The 24,591-nt window shown below is 31.4% G+C and carries 19 protein-coding genes; 12 read left to right on the top strand and 7 right to left on the bottom strand.

Annotated elements, in window-relative coordinates:
* Positions 1-98 precede the first annotated feature (98 nt).
* Positions 99-1,145, top strand: coding sequence for a DNA cytosine methyltransferase (locus ACE193_RS02110; RefSeq protein ID WP_375561368.1), 1,047 nt, complete (start codon positions 99-101; stop codon positions 1,143-1,145).
* On the top strand, positions 1,090-2,187 hold the full coding sequence (locus ACE193_RS02105; protein ID WP_375561367.1) for a restriction endonuclease, SacI family: 1,098 nt from the start codon (positions 1,090-1,092) through the stop codon (positions 2,185-2,187). The genes ACE193_RS02110 and ACE193_RS02105 overlap by 56 nt, the downstream gene beginning before the upstream one ends.
* A 75-nt stretch (positions 2,188-2,262) precedes the next feature.
* On the opposite strand, the gene gcvP is transcribed toward ACE193_RS02105, so the two are convergent.
* A complete protein-coding gene (gcvP, locus tag ACE193_RS02100) occupies positions 2,263-5,187 on the bottom strand; it encodes an aminomethyl-transferring glycine dehydrogenase (protein WP_375561366.1) in 2,925 nt (974 codons plus the stop codon).
* Between the two features lie 1,144 nt (positions 5,188-6,331).
* On the opposite strand from gcvP, the gene ACE193_RS02095 reads away from it, so the two are divergent.
* Positions 6,332-7,654, top strand: coding sequence for a glycosyltransferase family 4 protein (locus tag ACE193_RS02095; protein WP_375561365.1), 1,323 nt, complete (start codon positions 6,332-6,334; stop codon positions 7,652-7,654).
* 79 nt (positions 7,655-7,733) lie between these two features.
* Here the strand turns inward: ACE193_RS02095 and ACE193_RS02090 are convergent, their stop codons facing one another.
* The 5 genes from ACE193_RS02090 to ACE193_RS02070 all read right to left on the bottom strand — a co-directional run bounded on the left by ACE193_RS02090 (position 7,734) and on the right by ACE193_RS02070 (position 13,343).
* A complete protein-coding gene (locus ACE193_RS02090; protein WP_375561364.1) occupies positions 7,734-8,522 on the bottom strand; it encodes a hypothetical protein in 789 nt (262 codons plus the stop codon).
* 93 nt (positions 8,523-8,615) lie between these two features.
* Positions 8,616-9,584 carry a hypothetical protein gene (locus tag ACE193_RS02085; RefSeq protein ID WP_375561363.1) on the bottom strand — a complete coding sequence of 323 codons (969 nt, stop codon included), beginning with the start codon at positions 9,582-9,584 and terminating at the stop codon, positions 8,616-8,618.
* 6 nt (positions 9,585-9,590) lie between these two features.
* Positions 9,591-10,592, bottom strand: a complete 1,002-nt coding sequence (locus tag ACE193_RS02080) for a hypothetical protein (protein ID WP_375561362.1) — start codon at positions 10,590-10,592, stop codon at positions 9,591-9,593.
* A gap of 18 nt (positions 10,593-10,610) precedes the next feature.
* Entirely contained in the window at positions 10,611-11,996 is a 1,386-nt protein-coding gene (radA, locus tag ACE193_RS02075; protein WP_375561361.1) for a DNA repair protein RadA, read from the bottom strand.
* Between the two features lie 528 nt (positions 11,997-12,524).
* Positions 12,525-13,343: a M48 family metalloprotease gene (locus ACE193_RS02070; RefSeq protein WP_375561360.1), complete on the bottom strand. Its 819-nt coding sequence runs from the start codon at positions 13,341-13,343 to the stop codon at positions 12,525-12,527.
* Positions 13,344-13,512: 169 nt separating this feature from the next.
* Here ACE193_RS02070 and ACE193_RS02065 point away from each other — a divergent pair, with 169 nt between their 5' ends.
* The 8 genes from ACE193_RS02065 to ACE193_RS02030 all read left to right on the top strand — a co-directional run bounded on the left by ACE193_RS02065 (position 13,513) and on the right by ACE193_RS02030 (position 21,787).
* Positions 13,513-14,445 carry an alpha/beta fold hydrolase gene (locus ACE193_RS02065; RefSeq protein WP_375561359.1) on the top strand — a complete coding sequence of 311 codons (933 nt, stop codon included), beginning with the start codon at positions 13,513-13,515 and terminating at the stop codon, positions 14,443-14,445.
* A gap of 111 nt (positions 14,446-14,556) precedes the next feature.
* Entirely contained in the window at positions 14,557-15,234 is a 678-nt protein-coding gene (locus ACE193_RS02060) for a metal-dependent transcriptional regulator (RefSeq protein ID WP_375561358.1), read from the top strand.
* 116 nt (positions 15,235-15,350) lie between these two features.
* Complete coding sequence (locus ACE193_RS02055) at positions 15,351-16,943, top strand: AAA family ATPase (protein ID WP_375561357.1); 1,593 nt, start codon at positions 15,351-15,353, stop codon at positions 16,941-16,943.
* A gap of 99 nt (positions 16,944-17,042) precedes the next feature.
* Positions 17,043-17,870, top strand: a complete 828-nt coding sequence (locus ACE193_RS02050) for a retron system putative HNH endonuclease (RefSeq protein ID WP_375561356.1) — start codon at positions 17,043-17,045, stop codon at positions 17,868-17,870.
* Positions 17,871-17,921: 51 nt separating this feature from the next.
* Complete coding sequence (locus ACE193_RS02045) at positions 17,922-19,184, top strand: class I SAM-dependent rRNA methyltransferase (protein ID WP_375561355.1); 1,263 nt, start codon at positions 17,922-17,924, stop codon at positions 19,182-19,184.
* A 93-nt stretch (positions 19,185-19,277) separates the two neighbouring features.
* Positions 19,278-19,601, top strand: a complete 324-nt coding sequence (locus ACE193_RS02040; RefSeq protein WP_375561354.1) for a hypothetical protein — start codon at positions 19,278-19,280, stop codon at positions 19,599-19,601.
* A 408-nt stretch (positions 19,602-20,009) separates the two neighbouring features.
* Positions 20,010-21,119 carry a DNA-processing protein DprA gene (dprA, locus tag ACE193_RS02035; RefSeq protein ID WP_375561353.1) on the top strand — a complete coding sequence of 370 codons (1,110 nt, stop codon included), beginning with the start codon at positions 20,010-20,012 and terminating at the stop codon, positions 21,117-21,119.
* 53 nt (positions 21,120-21,172) lie between these two features.
* On the top strand, positions 21,173-21,787 hold the full coding sequence (locus ACE193_RS02030; RefSeq protein ID WP_375561352.1) for a 3'-5' exonuclease: 615 nt from the start codon (positions 21,173-21,175) through the stop codon (positions 21,785-21,787).
* Between the two features lie 77 nt (positions 21,788-21,864).
* Here the strand turns inward: ACE193_RS02030 and ACE193_RS02025 are convergent, their stop codons facing one another.
* Entirely contained in the window at positions 21,865-22,995 is a 1,131-nt protein-coding gene (locus tag ACE193_RS02025; protein WP_375561351.1) for a phosphodiester glycosidase family protein, read from the bottom strand.
* A gap of 122 nt (positions 22,996-23,117) precedes the next feature.
* Here ACE193_RS02025 and rsmH point away from each other — a divergent pair, with 122 nt between their 5' ends.
* A complete protein-coding gene (gene rsmH, locus ACE193_RS02020) occupies positions 23,118-24,074 on the top strand; it encodes a 16S rRNA (cytosine(1402)-N(4))-methyltransferase RsmH (RefSeq protein ID WP_375561350.1) in 957 nt (318 codons plus the stop codon).
* Positions 24,075-24,591: the final 517 nt, after the last annotated feature.

Raw genomic sequence — 24,591 nt, 5'->3', positions numbered from 1 at the left:
AAATAACTTGTCAATTTCTAATTTTTAGAAGATTCATGTGAAAATAAATTTGTAATTTTGGATAGATTTAATTTTGAAATAGAATAGAAGTAATAAAAATGAAATATAAATTTATAGATTTATTTGCAGGAATTGGAGGTTTTAGAAAAGGCTTTGAAGATGTTGGTTTTGAATGTGTTTTTACTTCTGAAATAAACGAAAAATGCCAAGAGGTATATGAAACTAATTTTGGAGAAAAACCCTTTGGAGATATTACTCAAATTGAACCAAAAGATATTCCCGATTTTGATATTTTATTAGCAGGTTTTCCGTGTCAGCCTTTTAGTATTTCGGGTAAAAAAATGGGTTTTGAAGATACAAGAGGAACATTATTTTTTGATATTTGTCAGATTATAGATAAAAAAAAACCAAGTGTAGTAGTTTTAGAAAATGTAAAGCATCTTATTCATCACGACAAAAAAAGAACCTTTATAACTATATTACAAACATTGACTAATTTAGGTTATAATGTTACTCACAAAATAGTAAATGCTAAAGATTTTGGTCTTCCACAAAATAGAGAGCGTATTTTTATTATTGCTACAAAAAATCATTATTTTGATTTCTCTAAATTAAAAAAGAAAAAGAAAGTAATTTTGAGAGATTTTTTGGATAAAGAAGAAGACCAAAAAGGAGGTTTTGAATTCCTTGAAAAATCAGAATATACGCTTATTGATATGCCAAGAAAACAAGATAGTGGTTTGCTTTTCGTAGGTTATCGAAATAAAAATATTTGGAAAAAAGGAGTTAGAGAAAATACCGAACATCTTTCAAGAGTACACAGGCAGCCAAATCGCATCTATTCTATTGACGGAACACATCCAACAATTCCCTCACAAGAAACGGCAGGGCGTTTTTTTATTTACATTCCAGAACTAGATGCTGTCAGAAAATTAACTATCAATGAATGTTATAAAATAATGGGTTTTGGTTCTGATTTTATAAAACATTCAAACACAGGCGAACAGTATAAACAAATTGGAAATTCTGTTGCTATTCCTGTTATACGAGCCATTGCAGAAAGTATTAAAGAACAAAAATTATTAATTGATGAACCACAAAGACAAATTGAAGGAGATTTACACTCTCTCTTCTTCGCTTCTTGATATTAAGAATGTAGATACCAAAACACAAGAATACATAAAATCTATTGGCAAAAATATCAACAGCCAAAAAGCTGTTTTTACCGTTTTGGTTACTTTAGTTACTCACAAAATTATTGACCCAAAACAAGATATTAGAAATCATCAAGCAAGCATGAAAGATGGGTTTTCTGGGCGTTCGATAGACACGCAATTTATAACACCAACTTTGAAAGAATTAGGTTTGCCTTCCATGTCTGAAAGTGGTTGGCTTACTCGTTCTTTAGAACAACCTTATCCTTACACTTTGGGGTATAATGGAAAAATTAGTAATAAAGTTGTCAAAGAAGACTTTTTAAAGATTCTTGATGTTGTAGAGAAAAATCCTAAAACAGCAATCAATATTTTACGTTTATTATTGTCTGAAGCTATTCAAGTACAGAAAAATTCTTTTGTCCAAATAATTCCATTAAAAGATTCTGAAAAGTTAAGCATTCAAACAATTCGTTTAGTTTTAAACGAACATTTCTACACAAAATATAAAACTTCTGGAGGTTCTAAACTTCCTGTTTTAGCTCTTTTTGCAGTTTATGAATGTTTGATTTCTGAAATTGGTAGATATAAAGATTGTGTTTTATCTCCGTTAGGAAGCCATACAGCATCAGATAGAACTTCAAAAACGGCTGGCGATATTGAGATATTCAAACAAAAACAACTTTTTGAAGCTATTGAAGTAAAATTGGATAAACCTATTGATGCAAATATGGTCAGAATTGCTATTGAAAAAATTAAGCGTTATAATCCAGATAGATATTATATTCTGTCTTATGAAACAAAAGAAAGTGATAAGGAAATTATTGGGAAATTAATTGAAGAAATAAAGAAAGAACATGGTTGTCAGATTATTGTAAATGGTATTTTACCAACCATAAAATACTATCTTCGTTTGATAAATTCTTTAAATGATTTTATCAAAAATTATAGTTTTCTTATTGAAAATGATACAGAACTTAAAAAAGTACACAAAGAAAAATGGAATGAATTGGTAGAAAAGTATTTGAATTGAAATTCGTCAAAAAAACCTACTAAATTTCCAAAAAAGAAACTTAGTAGGTTTTCATAATTTAAAACAGAAATAAAATTACTTCACTTCTGCCAATTCTCTTTCTTCATATTCTTCAACAGGAATACAGCTACAAACTAGATTTCTATCGCCATAGGCATCATCTATGCGACTAACCGAAACCCAAAACTTACGTTCTTTTACCCATTCTAATGGATAAACTGCTTTCTGACGAGAATAAGGGAAATTCCATTCATTCGCCAAAAGTCTTCCTGCTGTGTGAGGAGCATTTTTCAAGACGTTATCAGTTGCATCTGAATCTCTATCTTCAATTTCTTGAATTTCTTTGCGAATCTGAATCATCGCTTGTGCAAAACGGTCTAGTTCTTCTTTTGTTTCGCTTTCAGTTGGCTCAATCATAAGCGTTCCTGCAACTGGGAAAGAAACCGTCGGAGCGTGGAAACCATAATCCATCAAACGTTTAGCAATATCTACAACTTCAATACCTACTGTTTTTTTGAATTCTCTACAATCCAAAATAAACTCGTGAGCGCAACGACCATTTTTGCCTACATACAAAATTGGATAGTGTTCTTCCAATAAAGATTTGATATAATTGGCATTCAAAATCGCTCTTTCTGTTGCTCTTTTTAGTCCGTCGCCTCCCATCATAGCGATATAGGCATACGAAATAAGCAAAATAGAAGCACTTCCATAAGGAGCTGCCGAAATAGGATGACTTGCGCCATTTTCTCCAATTTTTCCACGAATCTCAACCACTGGATGAGAAGGTAAATAAGGAACTAAATCTTTGACTACACCGATTGGCCCCATTCCTGGACCTCCACCACCGTGAGGAATACAAAAAGTTTTGTGTAAGTTCAAATGACAAACATCTGCACCAATATTAGCAGGAGAAGTCAAGCCCACTTGTGCATTCATATTTGCACCATCCATATAGACACGACCACCATTTTGATGAATTATATCACAAATTTCGATAATTGCCTCTTCAAAAACTCCGTGTGTAGAAGGATATGTTACCATCAAACACGATAAATTTTCTTTGTGTTTTTCTACTTTCTCTTTTAAATCTGCTACATCAATATTTCCATTATCATCACATTTTGTAATGACAACTTTCATTCCTGCCATAACTGCACTCGCTGGATTTGTTCCGTGAGCTGAGGAAGGAATAATAGCGATATTTCTATGTGTATCGCCATTTGCTACATGATAACCACGAATAGCCATAAGTCCAGCATATTCGCCTTGCGCTCCAGAGTTTGGTTGCAAAGAAACATCATCAAAACCTGTAATTTCACAAAGCCAAGTACGCAAATTATCCGTCATTTCTTTATATCCTTCTGCTTGTCCAAAAGGTGCAAACGGATGAATTTGTCCAAATTCTGACCACGTAACAGGAATCATTTCTGTTGTTGCATTGAGTTTCATGGTACAAGAACCCAAAGAAATCATAGAATGAACTAAAGATAAATCTTTGTTTTCCAAACGTTTCATGTAACGCAACATTTCATGTTCGGTATGATACAAAGAAAAAACAGGGTGTGTCATAAAATCAGATTTTCTGACTACGGCATCTTCCCAGTTTAGTTCTAAATTTTGAGCATATTCTTTAATTTCTTCTTTGAAAGAATCTTTGTGAGCAGCTCTTGCAAAAATAGCTGAAAGCGTTTCTAAATCTGCGTATTCTGCACGCTCGCCAAATGAAATACCTATATTTCCATTATCAAAATAACGAAGGTTTATTTCATTTTTTTCTGCAAGTTCCTTTATTTTTTGAGCTTGTTTAGTTGTTGTATTAATTTTAATTGTATCAAAATACTGATTATAAACCACTTCATAACCTAACTTCTCAACTACTTTGTGTGTAATTTTGGCAAAACCATGTATTCTGTGAGCAATGTTTTTGAGTCCATCTGCACCGTGATAAACTCCATACATACTAGCCATTACAGAAAGTAAAACCTGTGCTGTACAAATATTTGAGGTTGCTCTTTCTCTTTTAATGTGTTGCTCACGAGTTTGAAGAGCCATTCTGTACGCAGGATTTCCCTCAGCATCTTTAGAAACACCAATCACACGACCAGGCATAAAACGTTTGTCTTTTTCATTAATTGCAAAAAATGCAGCGTGAGGACCTCCATAACCCATTGGAACACCCAAACGTTGAGCCGAACCAAAGACTACATCTGCACCCATTTCCCCTGGAGGAGTAAGCATGGTAAGAGCCAAAAGGTCAGAAGCAACAGCAACTGAAACTTCGTTTTCTTTTGCAGCAGCGATAAATGAATTTATATTTTTGATATGCCCATCTGTATTTGGATATTGAAGTAAAATTCCAAATAAATTCTCGTCAGTAACATCTAGTTTTGTAATATCTCCAATTTCTAATTCTATTCCCAACGGCTCTGCACGCCCTACTAGAAGAGAAAGTGTTTGTGGGTGACATTTATCAGAAACAAAAAACTTCATTGCCTTTTTCTTTGTTTTTGCTTTTGTAGCTTCCAAAAGGCGCATGGCTTCTGCTGCTGCTGTGGCTTCATCTAAAAGTGAGGCATTCGCAATTTCCATTCCTGTAAGGTCAATAACCATTGTTTGAAAATTGATGAGAGCTTCCAAACGACCTTGTGCAATTTCGGCTTGATAAGGCGTATAAGCTGTGTACCATGCTGGATTTTCTAAGATATTTCTTAGAATTACATTCGGAACAAGCGTTTCATAATATCCCATTCCGATAAAAGAACGAAATACTTTATTTTTTGAGGCAATTTTTTGAAGGCTATGAACAAAATCACTTTCTGTAAGAGCAGAAGGTAAGTTTAATGGTTTTTTAAGACGAATATCAGCAGGAATAGTTTCTGAAATAAGCTGTTCTATGGAAGAAGCATTTACTTTTTTGAGCATGTCAGTAACAGAATCATCAAAGTTTCCATTATGACGGCTCTCAAAAGTGGTTTGGTTGAAGATATTGATTTTCATTCGTATAGGTTTACTAAAGGTAAGCTAGAATTAAAAAGACCCAGTATAAAAATACAGTAAATATTAAAGACTTTTCAATGAATTAAAATAGACAGTAGAGAAATTTTGAACTCATTTTTGACATCGTAAAGTTACAAAATATATCATTCTGAACCTTACTACAAATATCCTTAGACTTATGTTTGAATCAAAATTAGAGTGTAAATAAAATGATTCTGTTTTCTACAAAACAGGCTTTTTAACTCAAACTAACAAAATCATTAAAAAATAATTCATTTTTTTATATTCTAAAAAAGTGTATAACTATTTTGTTTTGGAGCTGTTAGTAGATTTAGAATTACATACTATAAAAAAAGAACTGTTTTTTGTAAATTATTCTTTTGAACATCATAAAACACGTAATGATGGAAATAAAGAAATTTTTTAAATTACAAAAAGATAAAAACTCATTCTAATTACATCAAACTTTTTTTTGGTATTATTTTTAGTAGAAAAACAACATTGCCTTTATTGAAAGGTAATTCTTTAATGAGCAAATAGTTAAGGGTTAAAGAAAGTTTAGATATATATTTTTTATTCTCTATTTTTTTAAAGATTTTTGTGTTAAATATGCCCTTGATAGATATTTTGATTCCCTACTTTATTTTTTTTTGTTTGATTAAGTAACTCATTCAACTTCAATATCTCTTTGAGTAAAAGAATAAAGTAAACAACACTTATTTTCTATCTCAAAAACTATTTTCCTAACTTTTTTATTAAAAAAACATACAAGAGTAGTGTAAAAACAAAAAGTGTTTTAAGGTTTTTTTAAATTTGGTCTTGCGTTTGCTTATACTCTAAGCATAAAATGAATTAGCTTCTAATGATGAGTTTCTTGTAAAAAGAGAGAAAAGACATTAAAATATAAAATGCTTGATTTGCTATTTTGATTTTAATCAACAAAGTATCAACATTTTCAAAAAGTATCTTTCTGTATCTTTATACTAAACTTTAGGCTCAAATTAGATTAGTGTTTATTTGGTAACTTTTTAATTTACGCATACCTCTTTTATATGAATTAAACTCTACTATAGCCTTGTTAAAAGAATTTCTAGACATTAAAATTTGTAAGAGATTCTGTAAGAAATTTATGAGATTTAACTGAATGCGAAATAACCAACATAAGATGAAAATAGGAATTGTAGTCAATTCTTCTTGGAACATTTATAACTTTAGAGCAGGTTTAATCAAAGCCTTTTTACAAAACCATGAAGTAATTGCCATTGCTCCAGACGATGGATATCGTGAGTCGTTGGAAGAAATGGGTTGTAAGTTTGAAGCTGTTCCTATGGAATGTAAAGGAACAAACCCAATCAACGATGCACTGCTTGTCAAAAGATTAGTAACTGCTTACAAAAAACATAACCTTGATGTAGTATTACATTATACTATAAAGCCAAATATTTATGGTACAATGGCTGCCGAGCTTTTAAAAATCCCTTCTATCAATAATGTAACTGGACTAGGAACTGTATTTTTAAGAGAAGGTGTTTCTTCCAAAATAGCACAATATTTATATCGTTTTACATTTCGCTTTCCCAAGATTGTATTTTTTCAAAATAAAGATGATAGAGAACTTTTTGTTAGCAAAAACCTAATTAAAGAATCTATTGCTCGTCTTTTACCTGGTTCTGGTATAGATACAAGCCATTTTGTACCAAAACAATCTTCTGTATCTATTCCAAAACAAAAAAATAAAAAAGAATTTACATTTTTACTGATTGCTAGGGTGCTTTATGATAAAGGAATTGCAGAATATGCTGATGCTATTAAACTTTTGAGAAGTAAAGGTATTAATGCCCGTTTTCAACTGCTAGGAAAAATAGATGAAACAAAAGGCTTAGGTGTTCCTGAAAAGCAAATTAAAGAATGGGAAAAAGAAGGTATTTTGAAATACCTTGGTACTACCAGTGATGTTCGTCCTCTTATCTCAAATGCTGATTGCATTGTTTTACCTTCTTATAGAGAAGGAACTCCACGTACACTTTTAGAAGCAGCTTGTTTGGGTAAACCAATCATCACAACAGATGTTCCAGGGTGTAGAGAAACGGTTATTCATAATTTTAATGGATATTTATGTGAAGTAAAAAATGCGTATGATTTGGCTGATAAGATGCAACGAATGATTTGTTTGGACAAAGGAAAATTAGAAGAAATGGGAGTTAATAGTCGTTGGCTTGCTGAAACAAAATTTGACCAACAGATTATTATAAGAAGATATACAGAAGTGCTTGATAAAGTACAGGTAGAGGGTTCAAGAAGAAGTTTTCCTGCTCATAGTAATTTTGCAAAAATGCGTTCTAAAGTTCAGGCAAGGCAATTACAAGAACAACTCAAACAAAAGAGTCAGCTAGAAGAAAGGAAAGTAGTTCAGCAAACAAAGAATGTAAATTCAAGAGTTGCAAGTGTTGTTATGATAGAATCCTAGCTTTTAAATTAAAAATAGAATATAAAAGCCTATTTCTCTAGTAAGGAAATAGGCTTTTGTGTTTTTAGAATACATCCACTTATTTTTTTTCTAAGAAAGCCAAATACTCAATTAAACGTCGCTTTGCAATAGGCAGAAGAGAGTTTTCTATCGAACAAACAATTTGTGTTTGCATCAAAAAAGTAGCAGGGTTTGGTAAGTTTCTATCATTTTTGATAAGGTCTATTTTTATATTTTCATAAGTTTGAAAGGTACTTTTAGCTAAGGTATTAATATGTTGTAGATTTATTCCTCTCAATATTTCACTATTCTCACTTCTTTCAAATAGCGTAATTTTATACTTATAAACCTGAATAGTATGACTAGAATTATTTTTTAATTTATCATTCATTCCTAAAAACAAATACCCTTCTCTAAAATAAATAGGTGTAATTCCGACAGGAATAATTTCTAGATTCTCATTTATCCAATCATAAATCTGTTTTCCTTCATTTACACTTGCATTAATTTTTGGTAAGGCAAACTCTACTACACTTTCTATTTCTTGCATCATCTCATCATCTTTTAGAATAGATGTATAGGTCAGTTTTAATTTTTCAAAATCAGCTTTGGAGAGTTTTTTTGGAAAACTTTCAGACAGAAGTTGTTTGTTTTCTTTTATTTGAAGTAAATTATTATAATGAAAAAGCAGTTCTGAAAAAGTAGGATATAGTTTTACTTCATCAAATTGCTTTTTGGTGTACTGCAAATATGCCAAAAGCATATATTTTTTATACTCAAAATCTATAAGACCTTGTGTAATCCAATCTGGAGAAAGCTGATTTGCTTTAGTATTCGAATTTTGATTTAAAGAATTTGATAAACTCATTAGATAATTAATTTGGTTCTTTATCTAAAATAGCAAATATTATTCTTGTTTCAAAGGTTATTTCAATAGTTATTTCAAAATTAAGGTTTAATATTACCACCCAGTATGAAACAAATTTGTAGCTCCTTTTAGTCCACATTTATGGATTTTGTGATACATTGCTCCTATTTTCGAACGAATTGTTCTGCCATCTTCTAACATTGCCCAAGAATCAATAACTGCTTCTATTCCGTAGGCTTCAGGAGCGAGCAAATTTGTAGTAGTAAGAAGTGGATAGGCTCTAGCAACATTCAAATGCCTTTTGAAATAAGTGTGAGAAGTACAGGCAATCGAAACAGCATCACGCATTCGGTTATCTTCGTTTATAAAAAGAGCTGCATACGAATCCATAAGTCCGTTGTGTCCATTAAAAGCAATCAAATCAGCTTCGCCAAAGGCTTTTATTTTTGTTGAATCATTGTCCAATCCTAAAATTCCTTTCTTTTTTCCTGCCAAAGAAGCAAAATAATTAGTCAAACATTCGTGCATTTTGTCGCCACGATAAGCATCAGCAACTAGAAAAACAGTCGCACCATTTGGATATTTTTTCTTAAAAATAACACGTTCCAAAACTATCGAATCTACATCTAATTGACTACTCAAAAGTGTCCATTCTTTCAATCGTTTGAAATGTGTTTTGATGCCATAACCTGCTCCCCAATATAAATTTGTTCTTAAATTTTGTCCATCTCCTAGCGATTTATTGACAGGAACAATTCCTTGATTTTCATTATCACAAAGAGGAACAAAAATATGTACAAACAAAGGTTCATTATTCTTTACTTTTTCAGTAAGTACATTTTTGATGCTATCTCTACTTAATTCTACATAAGGAGGGATTTTTCTTGTATCTACTTTTGGAAAATCATCAGCAGATAACTCCGTAGAATCAATTTTTTCTTGAATGACTTTTGTAGAATCATTTGAATCGTTTTTACTCTCACTATTTTGTGCATTGCAGGAAGTGAAGATAAATAGGAATACTATGAGGTAGAGGGAAATGTTTGCTTGGTTGAATTTCATAATTTTTTAAGTAAAATAATTTCTCAAAATTGTCAGTTGTTCCATCACAACAGGAAACCAAGCATTTGCTGTAATTCCTGCTAAAATATTATAAACTACATTTAGAGATGGATTAATTATAGTAGAATTTAGTATTTCTCTTTTTGATTGACTTTCTAATATAGTTAATTGATTTTCAATATCCTCTCTATCATTATCTTCTAAATCTGATAAATTAGATTTTACTTGTTCTATAAAGTCTTGTAAAATTTCTCTAGCTTCTTTTTCACTAGAAATATTTTGAGTAGCATTTTTTCCAGAGGCTATATTCATATCTCTTTGAGTTCCGTTGTTTATAGCTTGTGATGAGTTATTGCCATTATTTACATATACATTCATACTTCCACTTGAATTAAAATTTCCTCCAATAGTAGATTTTAAAATATTATCAATTTTCTCAGTTTTTTGAGATAATGGAATATTAATCTCAGTCTCTAGCTCTTCACTTAATTTTATTAAAAAATCTAACAAATGAGATTTTATGTTATGTAAAATATCTACGTATATATTTTGTGTAATTTGTTTATAAATTCTTATAGGAGTCCATCCTTCTTGAACTAAAGCAGTAAAAAATGAAAAATATTTATTTGGTACAATCTGCATCATTGTTAAATCTTTCGATATAATACCAATAATTTCAGGTACACTTTGATAAATTCTAAGAATTTTGAAATCTTTTTTTACTTTCTCCAAATCGTTAGGTAATTCATCTACAGGCAACTCAAATCCTTTCCATTTGGCATTAAGAGACACCAAGTCTGCAAACAAGGTAGTCGGTCTTGTGCGATAAATAGGAGGATTTTCTTTTCCTCTATATCCGTTAAGTTCTAAATCTACCCACTTTTTTAACTCCTCGTTTTTTAGTTTAAAAGCAATTACCTTCAGTTTTAATAAAACGTCCGTTAAAGAAATAGAAAAATTGGCTAAATCGTCTATTGTACTTTGAATTAAATTTTCAGTAGTCTGCATAATATTTTATTTTAAAATTTAAAAAACCAATTTAATCACATCTTCAAGTGTTTTGGCAATTTTTACTTCTATATCAAATTTCTTCAAATCCAATCCTTTGATATTGTATTTTGAAACGACAATCTGACGAAAACCTAGCTTTGCAGCTTCCGAAATACGTTGTTCTATGCGTTGAACAGCTCTAATCTCTCCTCCCAAACCTACCTCAGCAGCAAAACAAATATCTGAACTTACAGGCGAGTTTTCCAACGAAGAAATAAGCGACGTACAGACAGCCAAATCAATAGAAGGGTCTTCAATCTTAAAACCACCAGCAATATTCAAGAAAACATCTTGCGTACCGAGCCTAAAACCTCCACGTTTTTCCAAAACAGCCAAAAGCATATTCAGACGCTTGGCATCAAAACCTGTACTGCTTCGCTGTGGCGTTCCATAGGCTGCAATACTGACTAACGACTGAACCTCAATCAAAAGAGGACGATTTCCTTCCATTGTCGTGCCGATAGTAATTCCTCCAATAACTTCATCTCGCTGCGACATCAAAATCTCTGATGGATTACTTACCTCACGAAGTCCAGTAGATTGCATTTCATAAATACCAAGTTCGGAAGTAGAGCCAAAACGATTTTTGATAGTACGCAAAATACGATACGACATGTGTCTGTCACCTTCAAATTGTAAAACGGTATCGACCATGTGTTCCAAAACTTTAGGACCTGCAAGCGAACCTTCTTTAGTAATATGTCCAATCAAAAATACAGGCGTTCCTGTTTCTTTGGCAAAACGCAAGAGTTCGGCAGCACATTCACGCACCTGTGAAACGCTACCTGCTGACGACTCAATATGTGCTGTATGAAGTGTTTGGATAGAATCAATAATCAAAACATCAGGTTTCGATTGTTCTATCTGAATAAAAATATTTTGTGTATTGGTTTCATTAAGTACCAAACAGTTTTCAGAATAAGCATCTAATCTTTCAGCACGAAGTTTTATTTGTTGCTCACTTTCCTCTCCCGAAACATATAAAACGGTATGGTCTTTCAAAGCCAAAGCAACTTGTAACATCAACGTAGATTTTCCAATCCCTGGTTCTCCACCAATCAAAACTAAAGAACCTTGAACTAATCCACTTCCCAAAACTCTATTTAGTTCTCCGTCGTGGGTTGAGATTCTAGCAAAATCAGTTTTTTCTATTTCAGATAATTTCTTTGGTTTGTTTGATTTTCGTCTTTCATTATCACTTTGCCACAATTTTTTTACATCTGTTTTGTCTGCTCCTTTATCTATTACTTCTTCTACATAGGTGTTCCATTCTTCACAAGAAGAACATTTCCCCATCCATTTAGCAGACTCATGTCCACATTCTTGACAAAAATAAGCTGTCTTTACTTTTTTCTTAGCCATACAAGTATAGTTTTGATTAGCTGATTTGCTAATAAATTTAGAATGTAATTTTTTAATAGTGTAAATTTAGCTAAAATAATTAGTTTTTGGTAGTCTTTATTTGAGAATTATTATCGATAGTGTTACACAAAGTATGATATTTCGTCATACTCTTTCTGTGGGGTAAATTATTATTGGCGTACCTAGGACATAAAAGAACTTGTAATTTATCATAATCTATAATTCCATATCAAAAAAAGTAGAGTTTCAAAAATGAAACTCTACTTTTTTGTATCTAGCTATTTTATTGAAGCTGTTTAAACTTTATTTTTCTTTCTACTATTTGGCATTTCGTAGGGAAAAGGCATGCCTTTTCCTGTAAATAGTCGTTTGTAATTTGATTTTAAACTACAAAATTACCTACTGAGTAGGAAAAGACGTATCTTTTCCCTACAACAATACAGATGATACAGAAAGTTTAAACAATTTCATTATCAAAAAAGTAAAGCACAAAACAGCAAGTATTTGTTTTTTTATTTACTTCAAAAATTACGGTTTTCCTTTATATGGAGAAGCATTATAATAGGTCATTGCTTCTGGAAGCCATTTTTTTAGATTATTGATACGAGTAGAAGAACTTGGGTGTGTCGATAAAAACTCTGGTGGAGCTTGTCCTCCTGCTTGTGCAGACATGCGTTGCCAAAAAGCGATTGATTCGGCTGGATTATAACCTGCCATTGCCATAAAAATAATTCCTAAACGGTCAGCCTCAGATTCTTGGTCTCTTGAAAATTTCAAAAGTCCAACCTGCGTTCCCATTCCTGCTGCTTGCAAAATTAACTGATTGGCAAGTGTTGGTTTTTGGTTCATGAAGGCAGCTCCTAAAGATAAAACCCCTTGTGCAGCCATTCCTTGGCTCATTCGTTCATTACCATGACTTGCTACAGCATGCGCTACTTCGTGTCCCATTACTACACCAACACCTGTTGGAGTTTGGCAAATTGGCATAATCCCAGTATGAAAAATTACCTTTCCACCAGGCATACAAGAAGCATTTGCAGAAGCCTCTTCTACTAGATTATATTCCCATTTAAAACCTTCAGTAATTTTAGACTGATTATTGTCTTTTAAGTATTTTTCTACGGCATATTCAATTCGTTTGCCTACTTCGGTTACAGTTTGTGCATCTTTTGTGCCTTTTACGACTTTTTGCTCACTAAGCATTTGATTATAAGCCTGAAAACTCATTGCATTGATTTCCGAAGCTGGAAGTAAAATAAGCTGTTTTCGTCCTGTTAGTGGTGCAGTGGCACAGGCAGTTATGAAATAGAATAAGACAATAAATGATAAATAAGATAGTTTTTTCATTAAAAATAAAGTTTAAAAAGTGAATTAAAAATAAATGAAAATTAAGTGTATTTGTAAAAATAAGTTATAAAGTTGATAAAACTTGTTTGTTAGTACAAAAACCTGTTTTTTTGCAGAAAGTTTTGAGAAAATTATTCAAAACAAATACAAAAAGATAAATCAAAAAATAATGCCATTAAATTACGAATCTATTTTTATTGATTTAAAAACAGAACAGAATGACACTTTACACCTAAAAAGAATTTATAAAGAGGAGATAGAAAAAGAGGAATTGAAAAATCTACCTTCTATTTTGCTTATTCATGGAAGTGTCGAAAATGGACGTATTTTTTATTCTGTTGGTGGCAAAGGATTTGGAAGTTATTTAGCTCAAAATGGTTTTGATGTTTTTGTGGCAGATTTGAGAGGAAAAGGGGAAAGCAAACCTACTGTAAACAAAAATTCGACTTTTGGACAAACGGAATATATTTTGGAGGATTTGCCAGCTTTTGCCAATAAAGTCAGAGAAATAAAAGGAGAGTTTCCTAATTTTTGGGCTGCTCATTCTTGGGGGGGCGTGATGATTCCTCCTTTTATGTTACGTTTTCCACAAGTAGCAGAGGTTGCAAAGAAAATGGTGTTTTTTGGCAGTAAAAGAAGAATAAGAACAAAAGGAATAGAAAAAATAGCTAAAATAGATTTTGTGTGGAATTTTTTGGGAAAAGCATTAGGAAGAACACTGGGTTATATGCCTACTACAAAAATTGGTTTTGGTACAGATAATGAAAGTAGAGGGTTTATAAGAGAGTCAAACAAATGGATTTATGAAGATAAATGGATTTGTAGAGACAAGTTTGATTATCAAAGTAACTTCCAAGACTTAAAGCAAAAAAATGGATATTTCCCTTCTACACTTCATATTGCAGCAGCAAAAGATACGATTTTGGGAAATCCGAATGATGTAAAATTATTGAAAGAAGAAATAGATAATCCAAGTGATGAGTTTTGGTTATTATCAAAGTCAAATCAAAATCTACACGATTACGACCATAATAATATGCTGACTCATAAAGATGCAATCAATGACCATTTTCCAACTATTTTGGAATGGTTAAGAAAGTAGCTTGGTAAGAAAAATAGTAGCTTATACCGAATGCTTCAGTTTTCAAAAGATGTTTTTACAAGAAAAATAAGTATTTTTGAATTGAATAATTAAATAGAAAAAACCAAAATAATGAATTCACAAACAGAAGAAAATTACTTAAAGGCTCTTTTCAAACTCGCTTCTCAAGAAAATGAGATAAATTTGTCAGAACTAAGTAAAAAACTTTCTGTCAGTACGCCCACAGCAAACAGCATGATTAAGCGTTTGCACGAAAAAGAATTTGTTATTTATGAAAAATATAAACCTATCAAACTGACTCAAAAAGGCAAGACTACGGCAGCACTTATTGTCAGAAAACACCGACTTACAGAAATGTTTTTGGTAGAAAAAATGGGTTTTGGTTGGGAGAAAGTTCACGCTATTGCCGAGCAAATCGAACACATAAAATCGCCTATTTTCTTTGATAAAATGGATGAACTTTTGGGTTACCCTAATCTTGATCCTCACGGTTCACCGATTCCAAATAAAGAAGGATTAATAGAAAATAGAGTAAACTCAGAATTAAAGTTGAGTGATTGCAAAGAAGGAGACAAACTCAAGATTGTAGCCGTTTCTGAATCTTCTCTAGAGTTTTTACAGTTTTTGAATAGTCGTAAAATTAGTTTGGGGCTAGAAATTGAAGTACTAGACATAGAAAAATACGACGGAACAATGAAAGTTCTTTTATCAGAAGAAAATCATCAAACAAGAGAGGAAACACTCAGTAAAATTGTATGTGAAAAATTGTGTGTTGTTCAGACAAAATAAATTTTGTTATCAAAATAACTATTGAATTCAAAGTAAATAATTCTATTTTTTTTCAATTTATATGTATAGATTTGTAAAGACGTTATTTTTAGTATGAAAATTAAAATTTTAGAAAGATGGAGTTATCAAAATATCCTTTACAAGTTATTAGAGATGTAAAAGCATTAGAGGAAGAATTTGAATCAATTATAAATAAACGTGACTTGGAAAATTTTTTTGACAGCGAAATTTTCACGAATAACTTATTTATAGTAAGGGGGCGAGGAGATTTTGAAAAATATAACTTCTTTGTAACCGAACTTGTAAGTAAAGAATACTACGAAGTAATAAGTAATCCTTCTGACGGCTACTCTTTAGAATCAGGTACGACTTGGGTAGATACAAAGGGAATAGTTAAACGACTTATACAATGGATTGATTTAGTTACTGAAGCTACCAATATAATGTATGACTTTGAATTTTCAAAGTCTGTTAAAGAAGATAAAGTTAAAGAAAATATAAAGTTAGCAACTTGTAAGAATTTGATTCAAAATATTCAATTAAAAAACTTTCAATTCATAAAACAAGTAGAATTAAAAGAATTATCAAACAAAAAAGAAATTTACATTTTAGGAGAAAATGGCGATGGCAAAACGGTTTTATTACAGGCTTTCATGTTAGCTTTTAAAGAACATTTTGTCAAAAATATGGCTCGTAAAAGTTTAGTAGGAGAATTTTTAGATTTTGATAATGATTTTGAAGGAGCAAGTTATCAAGTAAAATTAGAGGATGAAACTATTCTTTCAAAAACAGATATATCATATCATTCAGATGTGTATGCGTACGGAATAAATAGAGGAAATATTTTGAGTGAAACAGAAGATGAATATGGTTTTATGACACTTTTTAGTCCTCGTTATCATCTTCGTAATCCTGTTGATTGGTTGGAAGATTTGAGAGGAAAAGAATTGGAATTAAAAGAACAAAACAAAGAAGGAAATACTGAAAATCAAAACTTACTTACTTTAGAAACAGCCAAACACCTTTTAGAAGACATTATTAATTCTGGAGAGAATCCAAAAGATATTCGTATTGAGGTAAATTTATCTACAAAAGAAAAAGTAAAGTTTGTAGAAAGAGATACAAAAATCAAATTCGAACACTTGTCGGAAGGTTATCGAAGTGTTTTTATTTGGGTGGCTGATTTGGTTTCTCGTTTGGCAGAATCTCAACCGACTGTAAAGCAAATTCAAGATTTTAAAGGAATTGTTTTGGTAGATGAAATTGGTCTTCATTTACATCCAAAATGGGAAAATAAGATTGTGCAAAAACTGCGTTTTTGGTTTCCGAATATTCAATTTTTCTTTACTACACATAGTCCGATTTGTGTTTTGGGAGCGTCGGAAGATGCCGTTTTTTATAGATTGTATAAAGAAGAAGGAATTGCAAAACTTTCAGAGCAAATAGAGTATTCTCAAATCAAAGAAATGACTGCAAATCAAGTAGTTACGTCTATGCTTTTTGATTTGGAAACGCCTTTTATGCGACATACAGAGAGTTCAGAAATTGATACCAGTGAAGATTATTTGTATAACAGAATTCATAAAAAAATTAGTCAGCGTTTAGAAGATAGAAAGAAAGAAGGAGAGGTTTATTTTTCTGATGAAGAAATCAACGCAATGATTGACGAAGCATTAGATTCAGAAATAGAAAACGATGAAATAGAATAATTTATGTACCACAGACTTCCCAGTCTGTGTAATTCTTTATACAGACTAGGAAGTCTGTATTACTTATAATCCTAAAACCTTATAAAAACTATTTCAAAGATGATTTCTGTAAAAAAAGATTTTGAGAATATTCCTTATCCTTTATCAAAAGAAAATTGTGAAAATGGAACACAAGAAAGAACTGCAACAACAAATGAAGACAGAAGAAAGACAGTTATAGAAAATGAGCAGTATGATGATAATTTTAACGACAGATATAAACACAAAGAAATAAGAAAAGAATTAGGTAGAATCTATAAAGAAAAATGTGCTTTTTGTGAACAGAATCAAGAAATTATGGAGGTGGAGCATTATCGTCCAAAAAGTATTTACTATTGGTTGGCTTTTTCTTGGGACAATTTGTTGTTAGCTTGTGCAACTTGTAATAGAAGTAAATCAACACACTTTCCTATTGAAAATACAGCTATCTCAAAACCAAAAGTAGATTATTCAGATATAGATTTGAGCAAAATAAACCATCTTTGTAAAGAATATGACAAGCTAGAAAAACCTCTTCTACTCAATCCAGAACAAGAAAAAGACTTACACTTTAGATTTTCTTTTGATAGAAATGGAGAAATTTGTCCTACAAATTCAAATGATAAACAAGCAAAAAAAACGATTGATGTTATAAAACTAAATAGAGATAGTCTAAAGATAGCTAGAAAGAAAATTATTGATGATTTTGAAAAAAGTGTAATAGGTAAAAAAGTGAAAGACAAAGGAGAATTGAGAAGACATGTAATGCATGAAATGGAAATGTTAAAACAGAAAGCAAACTTTAAAACGTCTGATGAGAACTTTTTAGCATTCAGAAATTATGTTGTAAATGAAGGAATCATGAAACAGATTATTAAAAGTGTGTTTGGTCAGAGTAATCAAAAATAATAGTATCTTTGAGGCTCTAATTTAACTTTTTAAACTGTATCAAATCAAAAAATGACTTCTTACCCAATTCTACTACTCAAAAAAAACAGAGAAAAATCAATCTTAAATCAGCATCCTTGGATATTTTCAGGAGGAGTTCAGAAGATGCCAAAAGCTCAAAATGGCGAAATTGTAGCTGTTCAAGATGCAAGTGGACGTATTTTGGGATATGGTTTTTTTGATACGAGCAGTCAGATTACGTGTCGTATTTTTGAATTTACTCGTTTTCATGATAAAAAAGCAGAATTTGTAGCTGATAAAGAATATTTTCATCAAAAAATTAAAAATGCGTACAACTTGCGTAAAGATTATTTACTTAATTCTTCTACAAATGCGTATAGACTTTTACATGCAGAAGGAGATTTTTTTTCTGGTGTAATTGTAGATATTTATGATAATGTAGCATCAGTTCAGCTTCTAATAAAAGGTACAGAACGAATTGTAGAGCATATTTTTAGTGGAATTCGTGCTATTGGAATCGAATATATTTATCTTCATATAAAAGAAAGTACACGAAATATTGAAGGCTTTGGAGATACTGAAAATGCAATCATAAAACAAGGCTGGCAGTTAGCAGAAGGACAAAAAGAAAATGATATTCCAACAATGCCAGTTCAAATTTTAGAAAATAATCTGAAATTCAAAGTAGATGTTGTAGATGGACAAAAAACAGGTTTTTTTATAGACCAGCGAGAAAACCGAGAACTTGTAAAAAGATATTCGAGAGATAAATCTGTTCTGAATTGTTTTGGTTATACAGGTGGTTTTAGTGTTTATGCGATTGATGGAGGCGCAAAAAATGTAGTTTCGGTAGATATTTCGAAAGATGCAACTGAAGAAGCCAATCAAAATGTAGCTCTTAATTTTAATAGTCTGATGAGGGCAAACAAAAATCATGAAGCCATTGCACAAGATTGTTTTGAATATTTGAAAGGGTTAGATGTAAATAATGAAGAAGAACAATTTGATATAATTATCCTTGATCCTCCTGCTTTTGCTAAAAATAAACGCTCACTTCCAAAGGCTTCACGAGGATATATTAATCTGAATGAATTAGGATTTAAGAAAGTCAAAAGTGGAGGCTTGGTCTTTACTTTTTCGTGTTCGGGAAGTGTGAGTAAAGATTTATTTAGAAAATTAGTTTTTACAGCAGCCTCTGAAGCTGGACGAAAAGTAAGAATAGTTCATCAACTGACACAGCCTTTAGACCATCCCATAAATATTTATCATCCAGAAGGAGAATATTTGAAAGGTTTGGTTTTGCAAGTTGAATAATTTTAGTAAATTGAAATTCATTGATTTAATTAAATAAGATTTAATCAATATTTTTATCACTCAATTTACTAATACTCAAAAATTTAGAAATTTATGGGAACATTCAAAGTAGATGGTCGTATGACTGTAAACACACTTAAAGACAAATTTAAAGAAGCTTTTGGCTATTCATTACGTGTCTATAAAGGCAATAATGCAGGGCGTGGCGCACGTTTTGCTGATGATACAGCTCGTTTGGGCGAAGTAGCTGACGAGCGTGAATCACTTGCAGGTTTGGGCGAATTCGAAATGCCATCAGAAATGAGTATTTCAGAATTTGAAAAACTTTTTCAAGAAAAATTTGATATTGCTGTACAAGTTGCTGATGCAGACAATGACAAATTATTAGATAATGACACTACTTTGAAAGCAAACTAATAACTGCTAAGAAGTACTTTATATTAGAAAATAAAAAGACTCTTTATAGTTTTGTTTATCAAAGTTATAGAGAGTTTTTTGTTTTACTTTGTCTATTATTTTATGAATGTAATACGCTGAATATCAATAATTTGTTTTTTTAATGGGTATGTCATTTAATTTCAATTCCTAAAGCAAAATTGGATTTCAACACCGTTTTTTTGAATATTGTCAGACACTTTAACTTCGTTGAGAACTAAAGCCGTTCATAAGTGTCAATACAACTTAAAAACAAACTAGCTGACATTTATGATTGGATAATTTTTTCAAAAATGAATAAAAACTCAATAAACAGAAGGTTTTTAGCTAAAAATTTTAGTATTTTGCATTTTATATTTTCATTTGTTGTACCTGTTTTAGTTTTAATTTATGTCTGATATTCGTCAGTTTCAAGTGGCTTTATCGCTTTTGCCTCATGTGGGTGCAAAAACTGCCAAACTTTTGATTAGTTATTGTGGCTCTGCCGAAGAAGTGTTTAGTGTTTTGCCTTCCAAATTGCTCAAAATTCCGAATGTAGGACAAAAAATAATTACTTCTATAAAAGAAAATAAAACAGAAGTTTTACAAAAAGCCGAAAAGCAATTAGCTATTGCCGAAAAACAAGATGTCAAAATTTTGATTTATACAGACAAAAATTATCCTCAACGCCTTCTTAGACATGAAGATTCACCGTATATTTTATATTATAAAGGCAATGCAGATTTGAATGCTCAAAAAACAGTCGGAATTGTGGGAACACGAAAAGCAACAGAATACGGTAAAGAAATGACACAAAAAATAGTTAGGGATTTGGTAAAGTATAACCCTTTGATAGTAAGTGGTTTGGCGTATGGAATTGATATTTTTTCGCATAGAGCAAGTCTTGAAAATGGCTTAGATACGATTGGAGTAATGGCAAATGGATTGGATAAAATCTATCCAGCCGTTCATAAAAATACTGCCTTCGAAATGACTGAACAGGGAGGACTTTTGACGGAAGAATGTTTTGGAACAACACCTGATGCTCCTCGTTTTCCACAACGCAACCGAGTAATTGCAGGTCTTTCGGATGTTTTGATTGTGGTAGAAGCTGCTGCAAAAGGGGGCGCACTGATTACGGCTCACATTGCAAATGCTTATAATTGTGAAGTTTTTGCCGTTCCAGGGAATTTGGATTCTGCAAGTTCGGCAGGTTGTAATCGTCTTATTCGCAATCATCACGCTCATATTTATACGGCAGTAGAAGATATTGAATATATTTTGAAATGGGATTTGGATGAACAAAATATTCCACCTATCAAAAAAACAAATATCCAACTCACTATGGACGAACAAATTATTATCAATAAATTGGAAGAAGCTGGGGGAACGGTAGCCATCGATAATCTTTCTATCAAAACCCAAATCCCACTTGGAGAGCTTGCAGGGCAGTTATTGATGATGGAAATGAAAGGAATTATTAAGGCTTTACCAGGAAAGCAATTTAAGGTAATTAATTAATATAAGTTGAATGCAATTCGTAATTTCTTTAAAAAAATAGAACTAAAAATAAAATGGATTTTATAACAATAGATTTCGAAACAGCCAATTCATATAGAAATAGTGCGTGTGAAATAGGACTTACTTTTGTCAAAAATAGCCAAATTGTGGAAACAAAATCGTGGTTGATTCGTCCAAAAATTAATCATTTTGACCCAATGAATATTTCTATTCACGGAATCACGCCTGCCGATGTGTGGGAACAACCTCGTTTTGATGAGCTTTGGAAATCGGAATTGAAAGATTTATTAGAAAATCAGTTTTTGATAGCACACAATGCAAGTTTTGATTTTTCGGTTCTTCGCAAAACATTAGACCATTATGATTTGCCTTATCCCGATTTGTCGTATTCGTGTAGTTATTTGTTTGCCAAAAAGATTTGGACAGAAATGCCTCGCTATGATTTAAAGACCCTTTGTAACCAAAATGAAATTTATTTTCGTCATCATAGAGCAGGTTCAGATGCTGATGCGACGGCACAATTAGCAATAAAAGGTTTTGACAAAATGAATATTAGGTGTCAGAAAACCTTTTCTGAAAAGCTAGAAATCACGGTTGGCAAACTTTTTAAAGGTGGTTATATTCCTTCTACGAATCATAAAAAAACGAAAAGAAAAAGGACATATTAAATAAACTTGAACTCAGTATTAGAAATGTCTTTTTGATTTTGACCAAATGGTTCGTTTGAACCATTTGGTTTATAAATCTATCTCTTTTTTACTCCCAAAACATTTGGAATATCCCAAAAACGATGGTTTTCATCACTCAGATAAAAATTTGTTTCATAACTTCCTTGTTTTGAAATTACACTATCCCCATATTTTATAAAAAATGAAGTTTCGGGTCCTCCTTCCAAATACATTATTTTTTTGATATTCAATTCTGATTTTAGAAGCATATCATTATACATTTGAACATTATAGGGTGAGCGAGTATGAATAAAAAGAGCATTCGAATTCATATCTTCTGCCAAAACAACCATACTCCAATAACGCTTTTGATTTCCCCAACGGTTTTTTTGATTACAATCTACCAAACGCAAATTCTGAATCAACGTATTATAATTTTTGATGGTTTCTTCCCAGTTTCCACACGAATTATCTTTATCTATAATCTGAAATTCAGGTAAATTCTTACTTTTGGCTTCTTCTTTTAAGTTAAAAGCTGCAATAGAATTGTATTTTTCTGTAAAATTTGGATTATTTACAAAATCAAAATCTTTCATATAGCCTGCACTTGTTCCATCCATTTGAAACATAGAAGCATTAAAGGCTGCAATCAGTTGTTCAGCTTTCGCCCATTTGGGAGCAGTTTTAGTTCCTTTTTTATCAAAAGAATTCTCTGATAACTTTTCTAGGGAAGAAATTAAATCTAACTCAAAAAAATCTAAATCAATTCTTAAAACAGAAATTTTACTATCTGCAATATTTGATTTTATAGGTGCATCAAATTCAGCATATTCTAATCCTTCTTCAAAAACCTTCCAAATTATTTTGCTTTCTACTTTTCTAGGTGTAAAAGTGGGAACTACTTCTTTTGGTTCTACATAATTAGAATCAGTTATCCAACCTACTTTTTCTCCATCATAATATGGGTCGTTTTTATCGTTCTTAATTTCTTTTTTTGAAGTAATTTGAGTAGAATCTAAATTGATAATTTTATTTGTAGGATTTGTTATAGGGTTTGGTTTGTTATTCGTTTCTTTTTTTTGATTTTCAACTTGTGAAGAACTAGAAGTACAAGAAGAGCAAACCAAGGTAAAGCAAACTAAAATAGGAATAAATACTAAAGCAAATAATGGTATCTTTGCAGTCAAATGTAAAAAGAAATGTTTCATAATGTAGCTTGCTCTTTAGAGTGAGAAATAGTGTACCGTAAACTTTAGTTTGCGAGTTGTTCATAAAACGAAATAGCTATTTTTATAGTATAAGAATTTTTGATAAAAAAAAGAGTAAATAAATGGAATCTAACTATCACAATCCTGTTATGCTTTCTGAATGTATAGAAGCACTGGATATAAAAGAAAATGGAATTTATGTCGATCTTACTTTTGGAGGTGGTGGACATAGCCGAGCAATTTTAGAAAAACTAGAAAAACTCAAGTCAGACAAAAATACAACAGGAAAACTCTATGCCTTCGACCAAGATGCAGATGCACAAGCAGAAGCCGAAAAACTAGCTAAAGAATTTAATACACTTGAAAACCCTTCTCGTTTTGTTTTCTTGAAAGCTAACTTTAGGTATTTAGAGAAGTATTTAAGAATGTATAAAGTAGAAAAAGTAGATGGGATTTTGGCAGATTTGGGTATTTCTTCACATCAAATAGACGAACCCACACGAGGGTTTTCTACTCGTTTTGATGCTGATTTGGATATGCGAATGGATACTTCAATGCCCCAAACGGCAAAGGATGTTTTGAATGAATATGGAGAATCTGAATTACATAAACTTTTCGGAATTTATGGAGAAATAAAAAATGCTAAGACACTAGCCAAAACGATTGTAGCTTCAAGAATCAATAAAACGATTGAGACAACTACTGAGTTTAAGATGATTTTAGAGCGTATTGCACCAAAACGACAGGAGTTTAAATATTATGCACAAGCCTTTCAAGCCTTGCGTATTGAAGTCAATCAAGAAATGGAATCGTTGGAAGATATGTTATTACAATGCGCTGAAGTCTTGAAAACTGATGGACGTTTGGTCGCTATGTCGTATCATTCTTTGGAAGACAGACCTCTCAAAAAAATTATTCAAATGGGAAAGTTTCATGGTGAAGTAGAAAAGGATTTTTATGGAAATATAATAAAGCCTTTTGAAGCCATTAATAGAAAACCAATTATGGCATCAAAAGAAGAAATAGAACAAAACCCAAGAGCAAGAAGCGCAAAGCTTCGAATTGCTAAAAGACTGTAGATCAGCTACAAATAAAAAGACTGTTTTCAATCCCAAGTTTACGTTAAAATTATCAAGCTGAGAGATACAAATAAGTTTTTTTGAAATAAATCAATAAAGACACTATAAAAATTTGCAATGTGCTAATAAAATGTTAAATTACAAACGTTTGTCAAAAATAGACAAAAAAATAAGCCAACAATAAATTTGTTGGCTTATTTCAATCAATCCTATCCTAAAAACTAAGCATCTTTTTAAGAAATTTTGAAGTAAAAAACTGATTTCTGAAAAGGTGCTTTTGTGATTATAAAATAATCAATTTCAAAAGTCTTTTTTTGTCAATTTAGTTTCAAAGGTTTTCTTAGAATTTCCTCAAAGTTTTTATAATTAAGTCAAAGGCATCAAATCAAATTTGTGTTTCTTTGTCTTAATCGTTACGCTAATATACGTCAAGAATTGATACAAGATTTGTTTCTTCGATATAAACAAAGAAGAGGTCGGCTAAAGGCTAAAATCAATCGATAAAAAATAAAGTTAG

The sequence above is a fragment of the Bernardetia aquimarina genome (assembly GCF_042180575.1).
In the GTDB taxonomy this organism is placed as follows: Bacteria; Bacteroidota; Bacteroidia; order Cytophagales; family Bernardetiaceae; genus Bernardetia.
This window is presented reverse-complemented; position numbering and strand designations above follow the sequence as displayed.